The organism is Sporomusa sp. 246TCP1 (genome assembly GCF_057319775.1).
Genome location: NZ_CM170492.1, coordinates 1,990,752 through 2,012,122 on the forward strand (window position 1 = coordinate 1,990,752; position 21,371 = coordinate 2,012,122).

16 protein-coding genes and 1 pseudogene are annotated in these 21,371 nt (G+C 44.0%); all 17 read right to left on the reverse strand.

Annotated elements, in window-relative coordinates:
* Positions 1-86: 86 nt before the first annotated feature.
* The 17 genes and pseudogenes from AC1ECB_RS09865 to AC1ECB_RS09945 all read right to left on the reverse strand — a co-directional run bounded on the left by AC1ECB_RS09865 (position 87) and on the right by AC1ECB_RS09945 (position 21,317).
* Positions 87-1,160 (reverse strand): ABC transporter substrate-binding protein, encoded by a 1,074-nt coding sequence (locus AC1ECB_RS09865; protein WP_485668533.1) that lies wholly within the window; start codon positions 1,158-1,160, stop codon positions 87-89.
* A 67-nt stretch (positions 1,161-1,227) separates the two neighbouring features.
* Positions 1,228-2,340, reverse strand: a complete 1,113-nt coding sequence (locus AC1ECB_RS09870; RefSeq protein WP_485668534.1) for an ABC transporter substrate-binding protein — start codon at positions 2,338-2,340, stop codon at positions 1,228-1,230.
* A pseudogene (gene cobN / locus AC1ECB_RS09875) lies at positions 2,337-5,878 on the reverse strand (cobaltochelatase subunit CobN). Before cobN (AC1ECB_RS09875) ends, AC1ECB_RS09870 begins: the two are co-directional and overlap by 4 nt.
* Positions 5,879-6,038: 160 nt before the next feature.
* Positions 6,039-6,794 carry a precorrin-4 C(11)-methyltransferase gene (gene cobM / locus AC1ECB_RS09880; protein WP_485668535.1) on the reverse strand — a complete coding sequence of 252 codons (756 nt, stop codon included), beginning with the start codon at positions 6,792-6,794 and terminating at the stop codon, positions 6,039-6,041.
* A gap of 208 nt (positions 6,795-7,002) precedes the next feature.
* Positions 7,003-8,229: a TonB-dependent receptor plug domain-containing protein gene (locus AC1ECB_RS09885; protein ID WP_485668536.1), complete on the reverse strand. Its 1,227-nt coding sequence runs from the start codon at positions 8,227-8,229 to the stop codon at positions 7,003-7,005.
* Positions 8,230-8,236: 7 nt separating this feature from the next.
* A complete protein-coding gene (locus AC1ECB_RS09890; protein ID WP_485668537.1) occupies positions 8,237-8,605 on the reverse strand; it encodes a TonB-dependent receptor plug domain-containing protein in 369 nt (122 codons plus the stop codon).
* A 179-nt stretch (positions 8,606-8,784) separates the two neighbouring features.
* A complete protein-coding gene (locus AC1ECB_RS09895) occupies positions 8,785-8,907 on the reverse strand; it encodes a hypothetical protein (RefSeq protein WP_485668538.1) in 123 nt (40 codons plus the stop codon).
* Positions 8,908-9,128: 221 nt separating this feature from the next.
* Positions 9,129-11,114, reverse strand: a complete 1,986-nt coding sequence (locus AC1ECB_RS09900; protein ID WP_485668539.1) for a TonB-dependent receptor plug domain-containing protein — start codon at positions 11,112-11,114, stop codon at positions 9,129-9,131.
* Between the two features lie 15 nt (positions 11,115-11,129).
* Positions 11,130-14,978 carry a cobaltochelatase subunit CobN gene (gene cobN / locus AC1ECB_RS09905; protein WP_485668540.1) on the reverse strand — a complete coding sequence of 1,283 codons (3,849 nt, stop codon included), beginning with the start codon at positions 14,976-14,978 and terminating at the stop codon, positions 11,130-11,132.
* Positions 14,979-15,231: 253 nt separating this feature from the next.
* Positions 15,232-15,918, reverse strand: coding sequence for a redox-sensing transcriptional repressor Rex (locus tag AC1ECB_RS09910; RefSeq protein ID WP_485668541.1), 687 nt, complete (start codon positions 15,916-15,918; stop codon positions 15,232-15,234).
* 165 nt (positions 15,919-16,083) lie between these two features.
* Positions 16,084-16,677 carry a class I SAM-dependent methyltransferase gene (locus tag AC1ECB_RS09915; RefSeq protein WP_485668542.1) on the reverse strand — a complete coding sequence of 198 codons (594 nt, stop codon included), beginning with the start codon at positions 16,675-16,677 and terminating at the stop codon, positions 16,084-16,086.
* Entirely contained in the window at positions 16,670-17,203 is a 534-nt protein-coding gene (locus AC1ECB_RS09920; RefSeq protein ID WP_485668543.1) for an ECF transporter S component, read from the reverse strand. The genes AC1ECB_RS09915 and AC1ECB_RS09920 overlap by 8 nt, the downstream gene beginning before the upstream one ends.
* Before the next feature lie 173 nt (positions 17,204-17,376).
* Positions 17,377-18,078: an energy transducer TonB gene (locus AC1ECB_RS09925; RefSeq protein WP_485668544.1), complete on the reverse strand. Its 702-nt coding sequence runs from the start codon at positions 18,076-18,078 to the stop codon at positions 17,377-17,379.
* Positions 18,079-18,083: 5 nt separating this feature from the next.
* Positions 18,084-18,497 carry an ExbD/TolR family protein gene (locus tag AC1ECB_RS09930; protein WP_485668545.1) on the reverse strand — a complete coding sequence of 138 codons (414 nt, stop codon included), beginning with the start codon at positions 18,495-18,497 and terminating at the stop codon, positions 18,084-18,086.
* The gene (locus AC1ECB_RS09935; RefSeq protein WP_485668546.1) at positions 18,484-19,119 is read right to left on the reverse strand and encodes a MotA/TolQ/ExbB proton channel family protein; all 636 of its coding nucleotides are present in this window, start codon (positions 19,117-19,119) and stop codon (positions 18,484-18,486) included. The genes AC1ECB_RS09930 and AC1ECB_RS09935 overlap by 14 nt, the downstream gene beginning before the upstream one ends.
* A 226-nt stretch (positions 19,120-19,345) precedes the next feature.
* Positions 19,346-20,299: an ATP-binding cassette domain-containing protein gene (locus AC1ECB_RS09940; protein WP_485668547.1), complete on the reverse strand. Its 954-nt coding sequence runs from the start codon at positions 20,297-20,299 to the stop codon at positions 19,346-19,348.
* A gap of 1 nt (position 20,300) precedes the next feature.
* Positions 20,301-21,317 (reverse strand): ABC transporter ATP-binding protein, encoded by a 1,017-nt coding sequence (locus tag AC1ECB_RS09945; RefSeq protein ID WP_485668548.1) that lies wholly within the window; start codon positions 21,315-21,317, stop codon positions 20,301-20,303.
* Positions 21,318-21,371 lie beyond the last annotated feature (54 nt).

Consider the following 21,371-nt stretch of genomic DNA (forward strand, 5'->3'; position numbering starts at 1 on the left):
CTTACTAAGTTATAGTTTACACATACTTTATTTTTCTGTCAATCAAAACCATACCCATTGCCTAAACAATTCGTTAATTCAGCTGATTATGATTCAGGATAGGTATATACTCCCTGCAGTTTTATCCCAAAAAACTGCTGAAACCAGGCTTGGTGGATACTAACCGGATTGAGATTCTGAAAGCACTCAGGGTAAAACCATTTGGCCAGATAACTATAGTAAACACTGGGATGGATTGATTTGGTATCTGTCGATATAATATACACCTTGCCGTTTTTTACAGCATTGATCTGCTGCCAGCCCGGGCGGTTCATGATCTCCTGATGCAGGCTGGCTAATACCGCTGAATCGGTAATACCATAGCCGCTGGGATAAGTCTGGATATTAACAAGCTTAATAATGATATCAGGATTTTTCTCTACCACCGCTTCTGCGCTGACAATCGAACCATTTACTGGCACATCAGAAAAAATATTAATCCCGCCGCACCCAATGGTTGCACTACGACTCATTTCTTTTTGGCCTTCAATTTGATAGGCTTGGTAGGACTCCACATAAACGCGTACTTTATTTTCGGTTTTAATGTGTTTTACCTGATCCCTAATCAAGCCAATATGTTTATTTTCAAACTCAATTAACTCTTCAGCCCGGCTTTCTTTGCGAAGTACCTTTCCTAATGTCCGTACTTCCTGCTCGTATTTCTCCGGTATAAAAAAATCCAACTGCACCAGCGGAATCCCGCGTTCGGCCAATACCGGCCTCATTTCTGTATAAGGATAAATTGCATAGCCCAAAACCATATCTGGATTGACTGCCAGTACTTTTTCGATATTAGGCTTGTTCGAACCTCCTACATCAGGTATATCTGGTAAAAACACTTTGTAATCCTGCCGTTTTCTGGAATAATTAGACATAGCGACAATGTCTTGCTGCACCCCAAAAGCGAGCAGGGTCTCCAGTCCACTGCCAATACTGACTATCCGGTGTGGCGGATTAGGCGTCACCACTTGCCTTCCTGTTGAATCGGTAATGGTTAATGTATCTGTTGTATCATTTTTTGGTTTTTGACTGCCCTGTTCCGGCTTAGATAACACTAAGCCGGAAGCCAGCAATACAAAAATTGTCAACACACAAATCAACCCAATGCTCTTCCTGTTCATCTTAAATCCTCCGGTATTTCTGGATCAGCCTGTCAAAGCGAACTACATTACAGGTGATGTACTGTTTCTATTCAGGATACCCCCAAGTCCCCTGCAGCTTCAGTCCCCAAAACCGTTCCAGCATCTCCCTGTGCACCGCCTGGGGATCAAGATCGGCAAAAAGTTCCGGGTGGAGCCAACGGGCATAGTAGCAAAGACCAATAATTTGTCTGGGACCGGCACACATATTGCAATGAATAACATAGACTCTGCCTGTTTTTACTGCCGCAACCTCTTTTAGCCCTTCCCGCTGCAAGATTTCTGCTCTGATCTCCCGCATTTCTTCCAGCAAAGGTATCGCCAGACTTGGCGTTGTGCGCGGTACTTTGATAATAATGTCCGGATTTTTTTGCACTACCCACTCCGCACTGAAAATAGCAGAGCGAGTTGGCTGCTGCCCCACACAGTTAATCCCGCCGGACAGAGCGAGTTTTGCTTCTTCAGAGTTCTCAGTCTGGTAGGTTCCCCAGGGCGTTTCCAGCGGTTTAGCCCCCACAGACGATGACTGATAAGGGATAAACGATTCATAAAACACCTGTGGCTGCTGATCACGTGGCAGCTGCTTTGTCCGCGCCTCAATAAAGTCCATTTTAGTTTGGATAAACTGCCACAGTTCTTGGGCTCTTGCCTGTTGTCCCAGCAAATTCCCCATCTGTTCGGCAAAGTAGTGCAATTCTTCAAAAGTCCAGCCCCGGAAGCACAGCACTGGTATGTTGCATTTTTCCAGTTCATTAATAGCTTCCTTTTTTGTCCATTGATAGGCAATGACTAGATCAGGCTTCAACTCCAAAATCTTTTCCAAATCAGGTGTAACACTGCTATTACCAACTGACGGTTTATTGCGCAATTCCGGCAGATCTTCATGCTGCGGGTTGCAAATCCCCACAATCCGTTGTTCGGCGTTTAGGGCACAAATTACTTCCGCAGGATAACTGGTTAATACGACAATCCGTTTAGGACTAACAGGGAAGATTACTTTTCGTCCCATCTCATCGACAATAGTAATGTCTGCAGCCTTTTCTTGATTCAAGCCTGTTTCAACAAGGCTGCCGGCCGGTGCAGCCCTGTTGAAGTAAACTAACGCCATAACCACCATTGCCGCTAAAGCAGCAATCAGTAAAAAGCCTACTGGTTTTCTCATTTTTTCGCGTTTAACTTAGTTCTGACTTCATTCATTTTGGCACCCCAGTCGGCAACCTCCTCTGGTGTCATAATGTCTACAGACCCTCCTTGGAAATCGCCCTCAACTTCGCCGGTGTTTTCCTCCAACCAGCCCTCTACTTCCAGATAGGTTTCTTTCAGATTTTCCAGTACCTCCGGATCAGCATCCCAGAGACCTCTTTGATTGGCTTCCAGTAGCCGGCGGCCGATTTCTTCCATGGCCCAAGGGTTGTTTTCCTGGAAGAACTGGCGGTTTTCTTCATCTAGCATAAAGGTTCTGGCAATATCATCAAAGATCCAGTCATCCACTTCCTGCGTGGTTGCTTCCCAGCCAATACACGGCCCACGCGTTTGGAGATATCACCAGCGCCTTTATAGCCGTGGTGCTTCTGGCCTTCGATCCATTTGGGGTTCAATAGCTTCGTCCGGACAATCCGGCGCACTTCGTCAGCCAACGTCCGCACTTCCACATGCTGTGGTTCTCTGGTATCACCGTAGTAGGTTTTGACATCTTTGCCGGAAGCCACTCTGGCAGCGGCCGTCATACCACCATGGGTACCGAAATAGCAGCAGCAGCCAAATAGATCATATTCATCACTAACTACTTTGTTATAGGTAACGTCCACAGTTTTCAGACTGGACTGCAATTCCTGGTACGACTCCTGACCAAAGGTATCTTTGCCATAGGCATAGCCGTTCCAAAAAACGAAGATCTCTGCCAAATCTTTTTCTTCTTTCCAGGCCGAAGCATATACCGCCAGGTTGACACCAGCTGAATAAGTGCCTGGTTTGGAGGCGAAAATCCGGTAAGTGGCGCTGCGCCATTCCTCAGCCTGGATTTGCTCAGGCTCTTTGCCTTCCAATTGATCCAGAGTGTGCTTTCTGACAAGGTTCTGTTCCAAGGGTTCATCGAGAGCAGCCACTGCCTGAATGGCTTCATCCAAAAGGGTGATACAATTGGGGAAGTTGTCCCTGGTAATACCGGAAACTCTGATAGTCACATCAATCCTCGGTCGTTCCAGTTCTTCCAGCGGGATGATCTCGATACCAGACACCTGTCCATTGGCCAGCCATTTGGGCCGTACTCCTAAGAGGTACATGATCTGCCCCATGCCTTCGCCGTCTGCCCACATAATGTCATTACACATCCAGTAGATGGCAATATTCTCCGGATAACGGCCTTCTTCGGTCATGTGTTTCTCAAGGACTTTATCGGCCAGACGTTTGCCGACTTCATAAGCGGCTTTGGTAGGCACCCGGTTCGGATCCAACGAGTAGAAGTTTCTGCCTGTCGGCAAGACATCATCCCGCCCCCGTGTAATCAGGCCGGACGGTCCTGCCGGGATATATTTACCCTCAAAACCGGATAAGAGTGCTTCAATTTCTTTGGAAGCCTCAATACGCTCATTCAAGTCAGTTACCCGCGGCAAGAGCGCATTAAGTTCAGCCAGGGCTTCCGGACACACATACCTGTCTGCAAGAAATCTGGCAGCAAGAGCAGGTTTAATCGTCTTGCCCTCAATAAAATGCACCAGAAAGGCTTTGGAGAAGCTGTCAACCTCCTCCATCATCGCACCGTAGGATTTGCGGTAGCGGGGGGATATTTTACTTGGTTCTTCCAGTAATTCACCAATATCAAGACCCATTAGTTTTGCCACAGCATTTCTGAGTGAAACCCCATCACCACTGTCAAACCGCAGAATTGAATTGATAAAGTCAAGACGCCGTTCCCCAACAGGCAACTCACCAAAAATATGCATTCCGTCCTGAATTTGCGTATTTCTGATAGTCGAGAGTGCGGCATGAACCTTTTCCACAACCACTTCAAACTCGTCATGTTCTTCATCCAGCGCAATCTGTTGATCCAGCTTGGCTTTTTTAATTTCATCTATAATCATGTGTTGCAGCGTATGAGCTCTGGTCGGATCAGCAATTCTGGCTTTTTCATATTCTTCCAGGTATTGATCCAGCTCAGCCAATTCCTCATACAAACCGCCCTGGGTCAGGACGGTTTGCATGTGATTGACCAGAGTCGCATAACTTCTGCGTTTGGCAATAGTTCCTTCCGGCGGATTATCGGCATTATAAATATATAAATGAGGAATAACACCAATGGACAAATCAGGATAACAGTTTTGGGATAAGGCCACACTTTTCCCCGGCAAAAACTCCAGGTTGCCATGGGTGCCTACATGGACGATCACATCGACCTGTTCTTCCAGATACTTATATGTCGCCATATATTGATGGGGGGGCGGGATATCCGGGTCATGCAGTATCTTGCATACCTGTCCGTCACATTTGGAGCCTGCGCAGCCCCGTTTCGGCTGAACGCCCACATATACATTGCCGTATTCCACACCGGTAATGACAATTTTATCCTGATAGATCATCGCTGCCGGAACCCCATTGATTTCTTCACCCGGCGGGTTGCCCCAGGCATCAATCATTCGTTTCCGAACAATAGGCGTGAGAGTGTCAAACCAACGGTAATATTCATCTTTATCCATTAATTTGACTACGCCGCCTTTTTTCACAATCTCGTCAATTGTTGTCCAGCGGAACTCGGAGATGGCTTTCCTGTCCATAATTGTTTCGATCATCTCCTTGCCGCTGGCCGGAGGCTCCACCTTATACCCGGCCGCTTTCATGGCATGCATAATGCGGCTGACGCTTTCGAGGGTATCAAGATGCGCGCCGCCGCCCACGGTGGCTTCCACTGAGGCGCAGGGGTTGTTGTGCAAAATAAAGGCCACTTTGCGCTCAGCCACCGGCTTACGCTGCAATCTGATCCAACGGCTGATCCGGTCAGCCAGCTTGTTAACCCGTTCCTCAACCGGCATCCGGGTCTCCATGCCGCCGTCCCGTTTGATACCGCCAATGTAGAGTGGCTCAATTACCCCTTCAAATTCCGGCATAGCAATAGTCCAGGTAATGTCCGTACTCAAGCCCTGTGGATCATCTGTCCATTCTGCTACTGTCTTAAAATTAGACACTACCGGCTGAAAAACCGGCACACCTAATTCTGTTAACAATTTGACCCCTTGTCCGGCTATGGCTTGGTTAGCATCATTAACATCCTGTCTGCCGCTTTCCAGGAAGAAGGCAATCATCTTAATCATGGCATTGATGACCGGTTTTCCCTCCGGCATGAAATAATCACGGACAATCTGACCCGGACTTCGGGTTCCCAAGCCCTCATCTTTGACCGAGTAGCAAAATACCGGGATGACATTGAGTCCTCGACTTTCCAAGGTGTGAATCACCATATCTTCTACAGCGGTATTCTTGTTAACCCAGTAACTGCGGCTAAATAAAAGCCCGACAGCAGGATTTCTTACAAAATCGGGTCTTTGCTTATAATACCAAGAGAGATAATCTTCCGTAGTGCTGAAGATTTCCGTAGCATCCGGGTGATAAATTCCTTCCCAGGGAAACTCCTTAGGTTCAATATAGGCAGTATCGAGCTGCAATATTTCTGCCGCCAACATTAAAAAGATCTGGTTAAAGTTCCAAATATTTTGTTCTGCTCTGCTATCCCCATACTCTTACCTCGCCGCAAAGGAAATTTTCATATCTACCAGGAAGACAGAATCATAGGAACCATATTTGCCGCTTGTACTACCGTCCTTTTTGGTGTCGCTGATTTTTCGGCCATTAAGAGTGCCCAGCCACTATTTATCTCGCTTCTCTGAACATATGGCCGAAATCGGCAGCATACAAACGGGATAAACCATACTCTCTGGCTAAACAATGACCAACAATTATCATAGCAGTCCGGTCTACACCTTCTTCGACCACACGCTGGCTGATAGTAGAGAGTGTTCCCTGAATAATTTTTTCCTCAGGCCAGGAGGCTCTTTGAACAATGGCCACCGGGGTGTCTACACTATAACCACCTGCAATTAATTCTTGGACGATATTCTCCATCATCTGTACACTAAGAAAAATACACATAGTGGCATTATGAGCCGCCAATGTTGCCAGACTCTCTTTTTCTGGCACAGCGGTACGCCCTTCCAGCCTGGTAATAATGACTGTTTGCGAAACATCAGGCAACGTATATTCCCGTTTAAGCGCCGCTGCCGAAGCCAGAAATGAGCTGACACCGGGAATAACCTCAAACTCAATATTCCTGGCAGCCAATGCATCCATCTGTTCCTGAATAGCACCATAAATGGCCGGATCGCCGGTATGCAGGCGAACTACATTTTTCCCTTCAGCCGCCGCTTTTTCTATAACAGTAAGAACTTCTTCCAAGGTCATTGAGGCACTGTTGTAAATAGCCGCACCTTCTTTGGCTTTCTCCAGCAAAGCAGGATTGACCAGTGAACCGGCGTAGATAATAACATCGGCCTCACTGATGAGTCTCTGGCCTTTCACTGTAATTAACTCCGGATTTCCCGGCCCTGCTCCTACAATAGATACTATCATGTGTGTTTCCTCCATATGGTCATATTTTTTGTATAATATAATAAGCCATGAAGAATTATCAGACTGTAATCTCAGTCTGATAATTTAACCTTCATGGCTAATTTCATTATATTAAAATTTTCACAAACAACCGCTGTTCTATATTCATATAGAACTAACTTTATTTCTTACTCATAAACAAATATGTAACATGCTTCAACGTTAATCCTTAAAATTTATGGGTTAGTTCCAGATAAGTTGTCCGGGGAGAAGCCATATAATAGCAATAATATTCTCTACCCAATAAATTGTCTACACTAAGGGAAACTGTTGTGTCTTTCGTCATTTTATAAGATACTTTAGTATTTACAGTAAAATAGGATTCATAGGTTCCGTAACCTGTTTTACCTTGTTTACTTGGATCATTGGACTCACTCACATAACTACCGGTTAAACTGCCCTGCCATGGACCTTGCGCATAATTAAAACCGATATTAACCATATTTTTCGGCACAGTAGATAATTGCTTGTCTACATTTTCAGGAGCCGCCAGACTTTCCTTTACTTTGGCATCAGTGTAGGTATAATTAAGGAAACTGCTCCAGGCCGGGCTCAGGCGTTTATTTAAACCAATTTCCAACCCGTTGACCTCTGCCTTGCCAGAATTGATAAATTGAGATACAGTGCGATTGTCCGCATTGGTATAGGTGCGTTTGTCAATAACATTCGTAACATCAGTATGGAAAAGATTCAGCTTGGCCACCAACGTTTTATCGGCCTGATAGTCAAGACCCACTTCATAGTTAGTGTCTTTTTCCGGCTGCAAATTGGGATTGCATTTATAAATCGTGCCACTGCTGCTTTCCCAGTCTTTGGCCAGCTCATACACATTTGGTGACCGGAATGCTTTCCCAATAGAAGAGCGCAGAGTCAGCTTGTCATTCATCTTATGAACCAGCCCAATTTTAGGATTAAAGCTATTTGCCTTGCCTTCGGCAGTATTATTTATTTCATAACTTTTTGCTGCGCTGTCATAGCCATAAGTATAACCGTCATAAAAGCGCCAGTCATCATACCGTCCGCCTAAATACAGCGTAGTTTTCTCGCTCAACTTGCGTTCATCCTGGATATAGAAGGAGTCGGTCTTTGTCTTGCCGCCAATATTGGAATCGGAATTGGCTGTTATCAAAGTTAAGTCTCGTCCGTTTGATGCGGTAGTTAACGTTTTTCCCAAAGAATCTGATTGCTCGGTCTTGCGTGCATAGCCAACAGTCACTGAGTCCTTATCTCCCAGTTTGAAATTGTATTGCAACTCTGCCTGCGTAGTTTTGGAGGGAGTTTGGGTATAAGAATAGGAAGAGATATTATTCGTTTTTGTATTATAAGAAGTAGATACATACCAACTGTCTAATTTCTTTTCACCATAACTCACTTTCAATAAAGTGTCATCAGTCAACTTGTTCTCATAATTTAATTGGTTGACCGTCCATTAAAATGAGAATCTGTTTCTGGCTGCCAAATCCCCGCATAGTGATCGAATCTGTAGAACCCATTATACCTTTAGTTGCCCGAACATATACACCGGAAACAGTTGACAGAGCATCAGAGACTCTTTTAATATTCTGTTTGTCCATTTCTTCCCTGGTAATGACTTCTACAGCTGCCGGTACATCCCTAACCTTCTTCTCTGTTCTAGTAGCCGTAACTACCACTTGATCCAAATCAAAGACCTGTGACTCATCTGCTGTCACAGAAGTAAAATTCAGCGAGGACAGCGCCAAACTTACCATTAGCGCTAAGGCTAACCTTTTTTGTTCCCGTTGCTTTTTCATTGGCATAAACCATTCCTTTCACTTCGCCCAAGGCACAAATCTGAATAAACCTGTTAGGCTTTGAGCTTATTTTCAATATACGCTCCATCGACTGTCAAAAATAAATGCCATGAAAAATAAACATCCCTTTTTCAGCAGGACATTTACCTTCATGGCTAATCTTCCAACTATTATAGTTACTATTTATGCTTAACTCCCAACGATTTCAAAAGTTTCTTGGCTAATGTAATGGCCTCCTTTTCTTCCTTCGGCAAATCTTTCTTCCTATGTATTTTTATAATAGTCATTACGATTTTTCCCAAACAATTCCCCCTAAAAAATAAAAGCCAGAAAGTTCACAACTCAATATAGAGACGTGTAAACCTTCATGGCTTTTCTAATAATTATGTAACTGACCTTAATTCAATTTCTGCTACTTCATGCAGCATTTTATTTGTTATATTATGTCACAAATTTCACTTACTTGTCAATATAAATAAGTGAAATTTGTGACTAATAAAAAATTACAATCACTTCTTAATCCTTAAAATTTATGAGTCACTTCTAGATAAGTTGTCCGAGGCGCAGCTAAGTAAGAAGCATAGTATTCTCTATCCAATAAATTGTCTACACTAAGGGAAACCGTTGTGTCTTTCGTCATTTTATAAGTTACTTTAGTATCTACAGTAAAATGGGATTCATAAGTTCCATACCCTGTTTGACCTTGTTTAGCAATGTTGTTGGCATCACTTACATAATTACCAGTTAGACTGCCCTGCCAGCGGTCTTGTGTATAATTAACACCAATATTAAACATCTGTTTGGGAACATATTCGACGTGTTCCCCATCATTACCAAGTGTACTGCTTGATATTTTCGCATCAGTATAAGTGTAATTAACAAAACTACTCCAAGCATCGCTCAAACGCTTAGTCAATCCAATTTCAAATCCGTTAACTCGTGCCTTGTCCGAATTAATGTATTCCTTCACTGTTGTTGTACCTGTTGCTTTTGTACCTGTTGTTGTTGTTTTTAGCCCAATTGCATCAGTAATATCACTGTGATAAATACTTATTTTGGCCAACAAGGTTTTATCTGCCTGATAATCAAAACCTATTTCATAGTTGGTAGATTCTTCCGGCTTCAAACCAGGATTGCATTTATAAATAGTTGAATTTTTACCAGAAATGCTTACCCAGTCTTTGGCCAATTCATACTCATTAGGCGCCCGGAATGCCGTGCCAATAGAAGAACGCAGGGTCAGCTTGTCATTCATCTTATGAACTATCCCTACTTTAGGATTAAAACTATTTTCCTTGCTTTCTGGAGTTTGCGTAGTAGTTCCAGTGCTCTTAACAGTAGTATATCCGTCATAGAACCGCCAGTCATCATACCGTCCGCCCAAATAAAGCGTAGTGTTATCATTTACCTTGTGTTCATCCTGCAGATAGAAGGAGTTGGTTTTCGTTTTTCCCCCAATATTCGTAGTACTAGCAAAAGAGTCTGCTTGCTCCGTTCTGCGTGAATAGCCAACAGTAAACGAATCCTTATCTCCCTGTTTGAAATTATACTGCACTTCTCCCTGGGTAGTTTTGGAAGGATTAGTGGTATAGCTACCGCCAGATACATAGTGATAATCTAATTTCTTTTCTCCATAGCTTACTTTTAAAGAACTAGTGCTATTTAGTTTATTTTCATAGTTTAAAGCCCAGACATCTTCATTTGACTCTCCACAATCAGTATTACCTTTATAGAAATATTTATAATTGTTACTGCCACCAGACAGGCTTAGCTTACTATTATCATCTAAATGATACACCAATTTACCATCATACAGTTCTCGCTTCATTCCATTGTCGCCTTGCGCAGGTGCAGTGGGATTGGTTAGATAGCCATCGCTAGAAGTTCTCTGAGCCGTAATAAAATAATCAATTTTACCAGTACTGCCACTGGTGTAAACCGATTGACTATCCGTTCCCAGTCCTCCGATACCGCTGCGAACTATAGTTTCTTGCTTGGCTTTATCTTTGGTGATGATATTAATAACACCGCCCATAGCGTTAGAGCCATACAGCGCAGATGCTGGACCTTTGATTACCTCAATTCTATCAATATTGTCTGTAGGGATATTAGCTAAGCCAACCCCGCCATTATAGCCGTCATTAACAGGCTGACCATCTATCATCACAAGTACTTGGTTTGAATTGCCAAAGCCCCGCATGGTAATCTTATCCGAAGTTGAACCACCGATAACCCCTTTAGTTTGCCGAACATAGACACCGGTAATACTTTTCAGTGCATCGTCTACTCTTTTAATATTTTTCTTATCCATTTCTTCTTTGGTAATAACCTCTACCGCTGCCGGCACATCCTTAACCTTCTTCTCTGTTTTAGTAGCCGTAACTACCACTTGATCCAAATCAAAGACCGGTTCCTCTTCTGCTGCCACAGAAGTAAGATTCAGCGAGGAAAGCGCCAAACCTACCATTAGGGCTAAGGCTACACTTTTTTGTTCTCTTTTCTTTTTCATATTTTCCTCCATTAATTACAATTTCAATTTAGCCTTCCACGCCGGCACATCTTCAGCGGTAATGATATCAATCGTACCGCCCTGATACTCGCCCTCTACATCTCCCATACGCTCTTCCATCCAGCCTTCAATCTCCATATAGGTATCTTTCAGCTCATCAAGTACTTCCGGGTCGGCTTCCCATAGTCCCCGCTTAGCTGCCTCCAGCAAGCGGCGGTTGATTTCTTCCATCGCCCAGGGATTGTTCTCTGCAAACCATTCCCGCATGTCCTGATCCAGCACATAAGTCTTGGCCAAGTCGTCAAATACCCAGTCAGCCACCTCGCCGGTGGTGGCTTCCCAGCCATATACATGGGTAATGCGTTTCGCCATATCGCCAGCCCCTTTGTAGCCGTGACGCTTCATACCATCAATCCAGTCCGGATTGAGGATTTTTACCCTGATAATGCTGTTGATTTCTTCTGATAAACTAGTAACTGCTGGTCTTTCCGGGTCACGGGTATCGCCATAGTAAGTCTTAACCTCACTGTTATTTAGTGTCCGGGCGGCAGCAGTCAAGCCGCCATAGTAGGAAAAGTGACAGCAGCAGCCAAAGAGATCATATTCATCAGTAGCCGCCTTATTGTAGGTTAGATCGACTGTTGTGAGCTGGCGTTTGAACTGTTCTGTCACTTCCTGGCCGCCACGGTTTTTGCCATAGGCATAACCACTCCAGGCAATAAAAATATCTGATAAATCCTTTTCCGTCTTCCAGGCTGACGCATGAACCGCCAGACTGACTCCTGCTCCATAGGTGTTGGGTCTGCTGCCAAAGATTCGTGCAGTCGCCTGCTCCCAGGCTTCAGGAGTATTTTTCTGCAACTGCTCTATTTGCTCTAGTGCATGTTTGCGCACGAAGTTTTGCTCATAGGGTTCGTCAAGTTCAGCCACTGCCCGGATAGCTTCATCCAGAAATTCGATAATTCCCGGAAAACAATCCCTGGTAACGCCACCAATACGTAAGGTCACATCAATTCGCGGCCTCCCCAGTTCATCAAGTGGCAGAACCCGGAATCCTTTTACCCGCCCACCAGCAATCCACTCTGGTTCAACTCCTAATAGAGCCAATATTTGTGCAACCTGTTCACCATCTGTCCACATGCAGTCAGTGGCGAATAGCACCATACCGCAGTTTTCCGGCACTCGCCCGGTATCTTGTTCATGCCGGGCAATTAGCGCGTCAGAGAGCTTCTGCCCTATCTTCCAAGCCGCTTTGGTCGGAATCCGCGCCGGGTCAGCACTGTAAAAGTTCCGGCCTGTCGGCAAAATATCGGCCCGTCCCCTGGTAATGAGCCCTGACGGACCGGCAGGAATATAACCGCCGTCAAAACCATGCAGCAGGCTATCAATTTCCTTGGAAGCTGTCAGATTAGCATCTATATTTTTCACCTTGTCCCGCCAATACCCTAACTCTTCAACCCTGGGCAGATTGACCAAATGTGTTCCCATTACTTCTTTTGCTAACGTCAATAAATTAATGTCTAAACTAACCATTAAATTCTGGATAAATACTTTAACATAACTATTAGCATCTTGTAGCAATGCGCCGTAATTCTGGCCAAAGCCTTCATGCCACACATGAGGATTGTCCTTTACCTGGTCATAGTCAAGACCTATGAGTTCTACCACTAAGCGGGTCAAAGTACCATAATCGCTAGTATCATGCTTGAGTACAGCCTGGATGAAATTAACCCGGCGCTCACCCTCAGGAATATCACCAAAAATATGCATGCCATCCTGATGCATCCGGTTTTTCAAACTGGTAATCAGTCCGTGTAATTTTTCTACAACACCAGAAAAATCATCATGATTACCGATATTGTCCATTAGCTTAGCTTCTACTGCTTTGTCCATAATCAAATGTTCCAATTCTTGACTGCGGGTAGGGTCGGTATGCTTGGCCTCTATGTATTGATCAAGAAAATTTTCCAGTTCTTCGAGGTGCCCGTATGTTGAGGCTTCCACCATCACAGTCTGCATATGCCCGAGAAGCGTCGCATAGCTGCGCCGTTTGGCAATAGTTCCCTCCGGTGGATTATCGGTGTTATAAATATATAGATGTGGCATTGTCCCTAACGTCAGTTCAGAGAAACAATCCTCGGAAAGCCCGACTGATTTGCCAGGCAAAAATTCCAGATTACCATGAGTACCCACATGTACCAGGACATCCGCACCCCACATGTCTTCCAAATAGCGATAGGTGGCTACATATTGATGAGTAGGCGGACATTCGGGGTCATGCAATAGTTTGCATACCTGCCCGTCGCAGCGCGGCCCGGCACAGCCCCGTTTAGGCTGACAGCAGATGACTACATTGCCGTATTCAACGCCGGTAATCAGTATCTGTCCCTGGTAAACCATGGCGGCAGGCACGCCGTCTTTTTCTTCCCCTGGCGGCTTGCCCCAGGTTTCGATCATTGCGGCTTGCGCTTTGGCCGGGAAATTGTCAAACCAGCGGCGGTATTCGGCCTCACTTAGGTATTTAAGCACACCGCCCTTGTTTACAATTTCTTCAATGGGCGTCCAGCGAAAATCGGATATGGCCTTTGTTTCCATGATTCGGTCAATAATTTCTTTACCTGACTCTGGCAGGTTTTTTATGGAATAACCAGCCTGCCGCATGGCTGACATAATCCGGGCCACACTTTCTAAGGAATCTAAGTTGGCAGCACCGCCTACAGCCAACTCCACCCCGTGACAGGGACTGTTATGCAGAATAATAGCTACCTTACGCTCAGAGGGTTGCTTGGCTTTAAGTGCAAGCCATTTTTTTACCCGCCTGCATATATACTTAATCCGCGCTGGAATTGGCAGATAAAAATCCAGTGTTCCGCCAATGCTTTGCTCCTCAACCCGGCTCAAGCTGCCGATAACGATAGGCTCAATGATGCCGTTACATTCCGGCATGGCTACCGACATCACCATAGTAGGACCGGAAATCCCATAGGGATCGGATCGCCATTCCTCTTCTGTTTTACTGTAGGTCAACAGGCCTTTAATAATTGGTACATCCAAACACCTGAGCAAATCATCGCCGGCGGGCCTGGCTCTTTGTTCCGTTTCGCCTTGTTTTACCAGCAGGAAAGACTGCAGATTAATTAAGCAATCAATGACCGGCTTGTTATGAATCATAAAATAGTTGTTGATCGCAAAAACATTATCTTCCGAACCTGTCTCGAAATCTTGTCGCCCAGTGCTAAAAGCAGGTAGTGCATTATACCCCATTTTGTCAAATTCCTGCACAAGCGCTTCAATTACTTCGGTGTTATGATTAACCCACAAATGCCGGTAAAAGAGTATTCCCACTGTCGGCCTGCCTGGACGGTAGGCTGGACAGTTGTTCATAAAATCAACTGCATCTTCATATAAACGCTCACTGCCAGGGTAAAAAATTCCCTGCCAGGCAATTTCTTCCGGTGCCAAAACAGCAACATTGGTGCCCAGCACTTCTTTCATAATATATAACAGCGCATTTTTGGCATTTTCTATGCCGCCTAATGTTAGATAATGCTGTACAGTTAAGGCCACCTTAGCCCCCACTGTGTTATAGGCAAGCAGACCGGGATCATAACCAAAAGCAATTGTCGGTTTTTGCCTGGTTAGGTTGCCAACTTCCTCAGCTATTTCCTCCCATACACCGCTAGTTGATGGAAATAAAAAAAGTGCATTCGCTTCGGAACGCAGATATTCCAAAAATCTTTGCTTGTAGCTAAGGTCTTCTAATTCACGCACACTGCACATTTTTAGTTCAAGACCTGGAATATCTCTTACAGCCGCTGCTAATGCCGGCATGTAGCTTGTCCACATAATTGCGCCGATTTTCATTACAACATCTCCTCCTTATAAAATGGCTTTGCAACAAAAATAACCATGACAAATAAACTTCCCTCATGCAGAGAGTTGTTTACCTTCATGGTTGCCTGTTTCTTAACTATGTAGTTATTGCTTAACTTACATTCAGTAACATAGCAGCAACTTCAGTTACCACTATGTTACATTTTACACAGACTATTTTTCTCTGTCAATGAGAACTTTGTCAAAATCATAAACAGCATGTCCATTCAGTTAAATTTGGCTACTATTTCCCACTAAATGATACTTTTCCCCGACAAAGATACTCTTCTGATACTCCGGTACTTAAATTATAAGATAACTGACTAAGACAAGAATTCACATTCATCTGACTTAGCGAAATATTACCTGGAACACATACCGACACAGCTGAAAAATTAGCCACTCCTTTTATCCCGGCCTTAACCATCATATTAGTCACTTTTTGCGCCTGTTGTGGCAGTACATTGATCAAGCCAATTGAGATCCCCTGTTCTTTTATTACGCTTGCCAGATTTTTCATTGGCTGAACTGTCAAGTTAAGTCCGGGAATTTTATAACCATGGTTATTTTTATCCAAATCAGCAACAGCAGTAATTGTAAAGCCAGGCGGCAACAAGTCATTATAGTTGCCAATCCCCGTCAGCGGACTGCTCATACCGGCAAGCAACACCTTCCACTCCGTATTGTAACCAAGAATTTCTCCAATCCAAGCCAAGAGGAATTCCACTTCATAGCCGACTCCTTTTGTGCCAAAGCCGCCAAAGCAAGCTAAGTCCCGGCGAATAACCGAGGAAGAAATTCCTGTACTCTGACCTAATTGGTTAGATGCACAAAGCACTTCCCCCTCTTCCTTCATTTTCTTCAAGGTATTATAGTATATCGCCATTCTTGCAATAGTAAGCTTAGATACATCTTCTCGCGCTTTAATCACGCTACGTCATCTCCTTAGTATAATTTTTGATTTTCTTCAAAGAAAAAGGCATGAAGCTGCGGTAAATTACCGTTGGCTTCATACCTACGTTTGTACACATATGAGTTTTTGTAAAAAGATTCTACCATGCGTAAATTTCTAACTTACGCCATTTCTGCATATTACCTAGCTCTTTACCGCTTTAATAAAATAGCGATCCTCGGCATCAATGATTTGGTTCACTTGATATCCGGCAGTTGTCAGCCACTCGCTTACTGTTTCTCCAGGCGCCAGGCGGTCATTCTTGACAACCTCACTGTCCTGATGGATAGCATTGACTTGTTGTCTGGAAATGTCATGCATAATGACCAAAAATCCACCTTCCCGTAATAGACCGCGCATATGGGTCATGAACCTTTGTTTATCCATAATATGGGGGAAAAAATTAAAACACAACACGGCATCAAATACGCCGTGTTCAGGTACAAACTCCATAATATCGCCAACAGCAAAAGCAATACCACCAAGACTGCCGTATTTTTCCTCAGCTTTAGCTAGCATATTGGTTGAAAAATCTACTGCCGTAATTTTGCCTGCCGAGCCAATAGATTTTTTGATGAAAGGCAATAGCACACCTGTGCCGCTGCCGGCGTCCAGTACGCTAAAGCCAGGCTCTAAACCAACCATTTCTACCAGCGCTGCTATTTTTTTGGAATCAACCGCACGTGTACTATCCCATTGGCTGGCAATTTTGTCAAAAAACTCACGTCCATTACTCATGTAATTTCACCTGCTTAAATGTCCCTGATATTGCCTCAAGCTTTCGCACAAACAGCGGGACAAATAGTAATTGGATAACGATTCCTGGCAATCCTGTAGAAATAGCGCCAATAATATATGTCAGTGGTTTCAGCCTGACTGCCAGCATAGCAACCATGCCCGCTACTACGAGAGCGGCTGCCAATCGACCTGCCAGCATGGCTCCAACAAGTGACCAAACTAGAGGGAACTTACATTGCCGGTATAAATACCCGGCCACAATCCCATATGCTCCTAATTCCACTACCATAATCGGCAACGTAGGCATAATTGGTGGCATTCCGGTAGTTAAACTGCTGATAAGCGGTGTCAGCATACCTGTTGCCAAACCACCTTTTACACCAAGCATCAGGCCCGCCATAAGCACCGGAATGTGCATCGGTAAAAAAACAGAACCAACCCCGCCAACTAAATGGAAGGCTATTGGTAACATTACACCCAGTGCAATGAACATGGCTACATATATTAATTTTCGAGTATAAGTCATAAAAAACCCTTCTCTCTGATGATCGCGTATCGTAGTCCCTGCTCCTGCTATCCGACTGGCTGATAAATGATCATAGCGTAACCCTAAATAAGCAGACCATCTATTATTCAGTTTCCAGCTGTCGTCAACATAGGCTCCCATAAATCGATCTTTTGCGAAGGATAAAGAAATTGTTAACTCAATTCAAAGACTACCGAAAACGTGGTGTAGCACCTAACAGCCTCGCCACTGCCAGCTTCTTGTGCAGGCACAAACTGCCATTGACGAACAGCCTGTAATGCCGCTTCATCCAGAGACCGTCGGCCTGAGGAATGTGCGAGTTGTACTTCACCAGGCCGACCATTTTCCAATACCTCAACCTTTACTCCCACCGTACCACCAACCCCTTCCTGCCTGGCATCCTGCGGGTAATCAGGTTCTACCTTATTCAAGATCCGCGGCGCTGATATTCTTTTCGGTGCTGCCGGTGCTGTGGATTCCACTCCTGTTGATCCACCTGTTATTGCACCTGTTGCTGCAGCAGGTACTGCGGCACCGGACGGTGCTGAGGATTCGGCTGCCGGGCTAAAACGATCTGCTACAACATCACTGGCCGGCGCACTTGCAACTGGCTTTGTATCAGGGGTAATTGGACGGGCAGGGTCTGATACTATCGGTTTCACGGCTGATGAACTTGCAGCCTGAGGCATGGTTACCGGTACCTGAGCGGCTTGTTCCGGCAGAGCCACACTGCTGATAAGTTCCATTTCGATCGTTTCTGGCTCTACTGCTTTACTAAATATGCTCCCACCTAACCATCCTGCCCCGATAAATAGCAGAAAATGAATACAATAGGAGACTACTACAGCACGCCGCCAATAGGATTGGTTGGACATGAAACTCACCTCTGCGCCTGTTGTTCGGTAGCCACAGCTACCTTTTTTACACCTAAGCCTTTAAGCTCGTCCAATACCATGACAACCCGACCATACTCGGCCTGCTTATCGGCCCGCAGGATAAAAGCACTGTCAGACTGGCGGGCTAGTTGCACCTGAATACGGTTTTTAAATAGTTCGACTGGAATCTGTTCCTGATCAACATAAATAGCACCGTCCTTAGCTACAGTAATAGCTACATTCTTAGCCAGATCTGATTGGGCGGCACTGGCCTGCGGCAAATTAACCGGCAATGTGCGCTGCTCCACCATGTACAAGGTACTCATCATGAAAAATACCAGCAAAAAAAAGATAATATCAATCATGGGAATAATCATAATCTTAGGCTGGCTCTCTACCCGTAAATTACGCAGTTTCACGTCTGTCACTCCGTCTCTTGGCTTCAGCTAACACCGTACTGCACTCTTCCATGCCGGTAATAATGGAATCAAGCCAATGGCTATAGTAGGTGTGGACAATAAGTGCTGCAACCGCTACACAAAGTCCGGTGGCTGTTGCCACAAGCGCCTCGCCCACACCCCCGGTAATGGCCTGAGGCTGTCCGGTCTTAACATTCATAATGCTAAATGATGAAATCATACCAACAACTGTACCCAATAATCCCAGAAGTGGTGATAAGGTGACAATGGTGTCAAGATAGCCAAGCTTTTCCCGTAGTTTTGCGGCTGACTGCGCTGCGACGCTAGCCATAGCGCTTTCTAGATCACAGGCATCAAAATGAATGTTATCTAATCCACGCGACAACATCCTGCCTGTAACACCGCCGGCACTGTCGCACACCTTCTGTGCTCCGGTCCAATCATCGTTATTAAGCTGGGTGGTCAGTTCAGGCAATAGTTTGTTATGATCGGTAGCTGCCTGGCGATAATACAAATACCGTTCAATAGCAATCGCTACTACCATAAACGAACATACGAGCAGCGGATACATCACCAGACCGCCTTTTTTGAACAATTCAAAACTACTATTAATAAGTTCCATTTTTCTCCTCCTTGTATCTTATCCGAACTTTATTTTGCAATGAATTAAACCGTGCCACCTCCAATAAAAAAACCAAAAAGATCTACGTCATTCTTACCGTAATACCTTCGTGGTTATTTGCTCACATTGTGTTATTGTCTTTTACTACTTACATAGCACAGCCTTCTTGACTGTATTTGTTAAAATAATAACATAATCTTAGTAGATTTGACAATATAAAATTTTCTTAAATTGTTACATATTCGTTCCAGTTAATTATCCGTTCTTCCACTGCTTGTCTGCTATTGTACAACACAAAATGACCATCTGATACTTCAAGTAAGTGATTTTCCCCTTCCCAATAGTCATCTCTCAGCTGATTATACTTACTATGATTTCTCTTTTTCACACAGCTTGGATCAGGAACAAGTATTGAGGCAAATAATGCTCGCGTATAAGGATGAATCGGATTTCGATATAATTCCTTCGTTTCAGCCATCTCAACTATTTTTCCCCGATACATAACAGCCACCCGGTTACAGACATACCTTACCATTCCCAGATCATGCGAAATAAATAAACATGTCATGCCCTTTTCCTGCTGGAGTTTTTTAAATAAATTGATGATTTGGGCTTGAATGGAAACATCTAGCGATGCTATTGGTTCATCAGCAATTATAAATTCCGGACTAAGGCTAAGTGCCCGCGCAATTCCTATCCGCTGCCTTTGCCCACCTGAGCACTCATAGGGGTACTTATCCTGATAAACTTTATCCAGCCCGACTAAATCCATCAGCTCATAGACCTTTGCCAGTCTATCTTCTTTGTTCGGATACAGTTTTTGAATTAGCAAAGGTTCCTCAATAATCTTTTTTACTGTCATGCGAGAATTTAGCGCTGATGTTGAATTCTGAAATATGATTTGCATATTACTGTTTATGAATTTTTTCTCCGCCCGGTAAATTTTGGGATTAGAAATGAGTTTATCCCGATAATAAATGTTGCCGCTTGTCGGTTGATAGATAGTAAGAATACTTCTTGCTGTTGTAGATTTTCCCGACCCTGATTCACCGACCAAGCCAAATATCTCCCCTTTATAAATCTCGAAAGATATATCATCAACTGCTTTAATGACAGTGTTTCTGTCTAATTTGAAGTATTGCTTTAAATTTTTCACGCTCAATAGTTTCTCGTTTTTCATTTTATATCACTCTGCATTCTTGAAATTTTGTTGGTGGGTCAATTGGGGGAGCGTCTTTATGTAAGAGCCAGGTTGCAGCACTATGGGTATCACTAATTGTAAACATCGGGGGTTCAAAGAAATAATCTATTTTTAAAGCATAGCTGTTTCGCACGGCAAAAGCATCGCCTGGGGGTAAATGTAACAAATTAGGCGGTGTTCCTGGTAGGCATTGCAAAAATTCTTCATCAGCATCTATTTTGGGTAAAGAAGAAATCAATCCCCATGTATATGGATGGCGTGGATCACTAAAAATTTCGTTTGTTGTTCCTATTTCAACGATTTTCCCCGCATACATGACTGCGATCTTTTGGGCTATATTGGCAACTACTCCTAAGTCATGAGTTATAAAAATAATTGATATTCCCGTTTTTACCTGCAATTCCCGGATAAGATCTAATATTTGAGCTTGAATGGTAACATCCAAAGCAGTAGTTGGTTCATCGGCAATCAATATTTTAGGATTGCCGGCAAGCGCTATCGCAATAACACTTCTCTGCCCCATTCCGCCAGAAAAATGATGTAAATATTGGTCGAATCTTTTTTCTGCATGATCAATTCCAACAAGCTTCATTAATTCAATGGTTTTCTTTTTTGCCTCAGCTTTACTCATCTGCTGATGAATTAGCACTGCTTCCATAATCTGTTTACCAATAGACATTGTTGGATTTAAGGCTGTCATGGGATCTTGAAAGATCATCGATATATCTTTACCTCTTATCTTATCCATTGCCTTTTGGGATAAATTTTCTAAATTTTCCCCTGCAAAAACAATCTCGCCGTTTTTTATAAATCCGTTTTCCGGAAGTATATGCAAAAGGCTTTTGCATAACACTGACTTTCCAGAGCCTGATTCGCCAAGTATTGCTAACACTTCCCCTTCTTTCAGAGTAAAAGAAACATCTCTTACCGCCTGCACCTCTCCTGCTTTAGTTTTGAAACTTACGGATAAGTTATTAACTTCTAACAAATTGCTCATATTCACACCTGCTTATTAGAAACTACAAAGGCAGTTACCTCTGCCTTTGCAGTT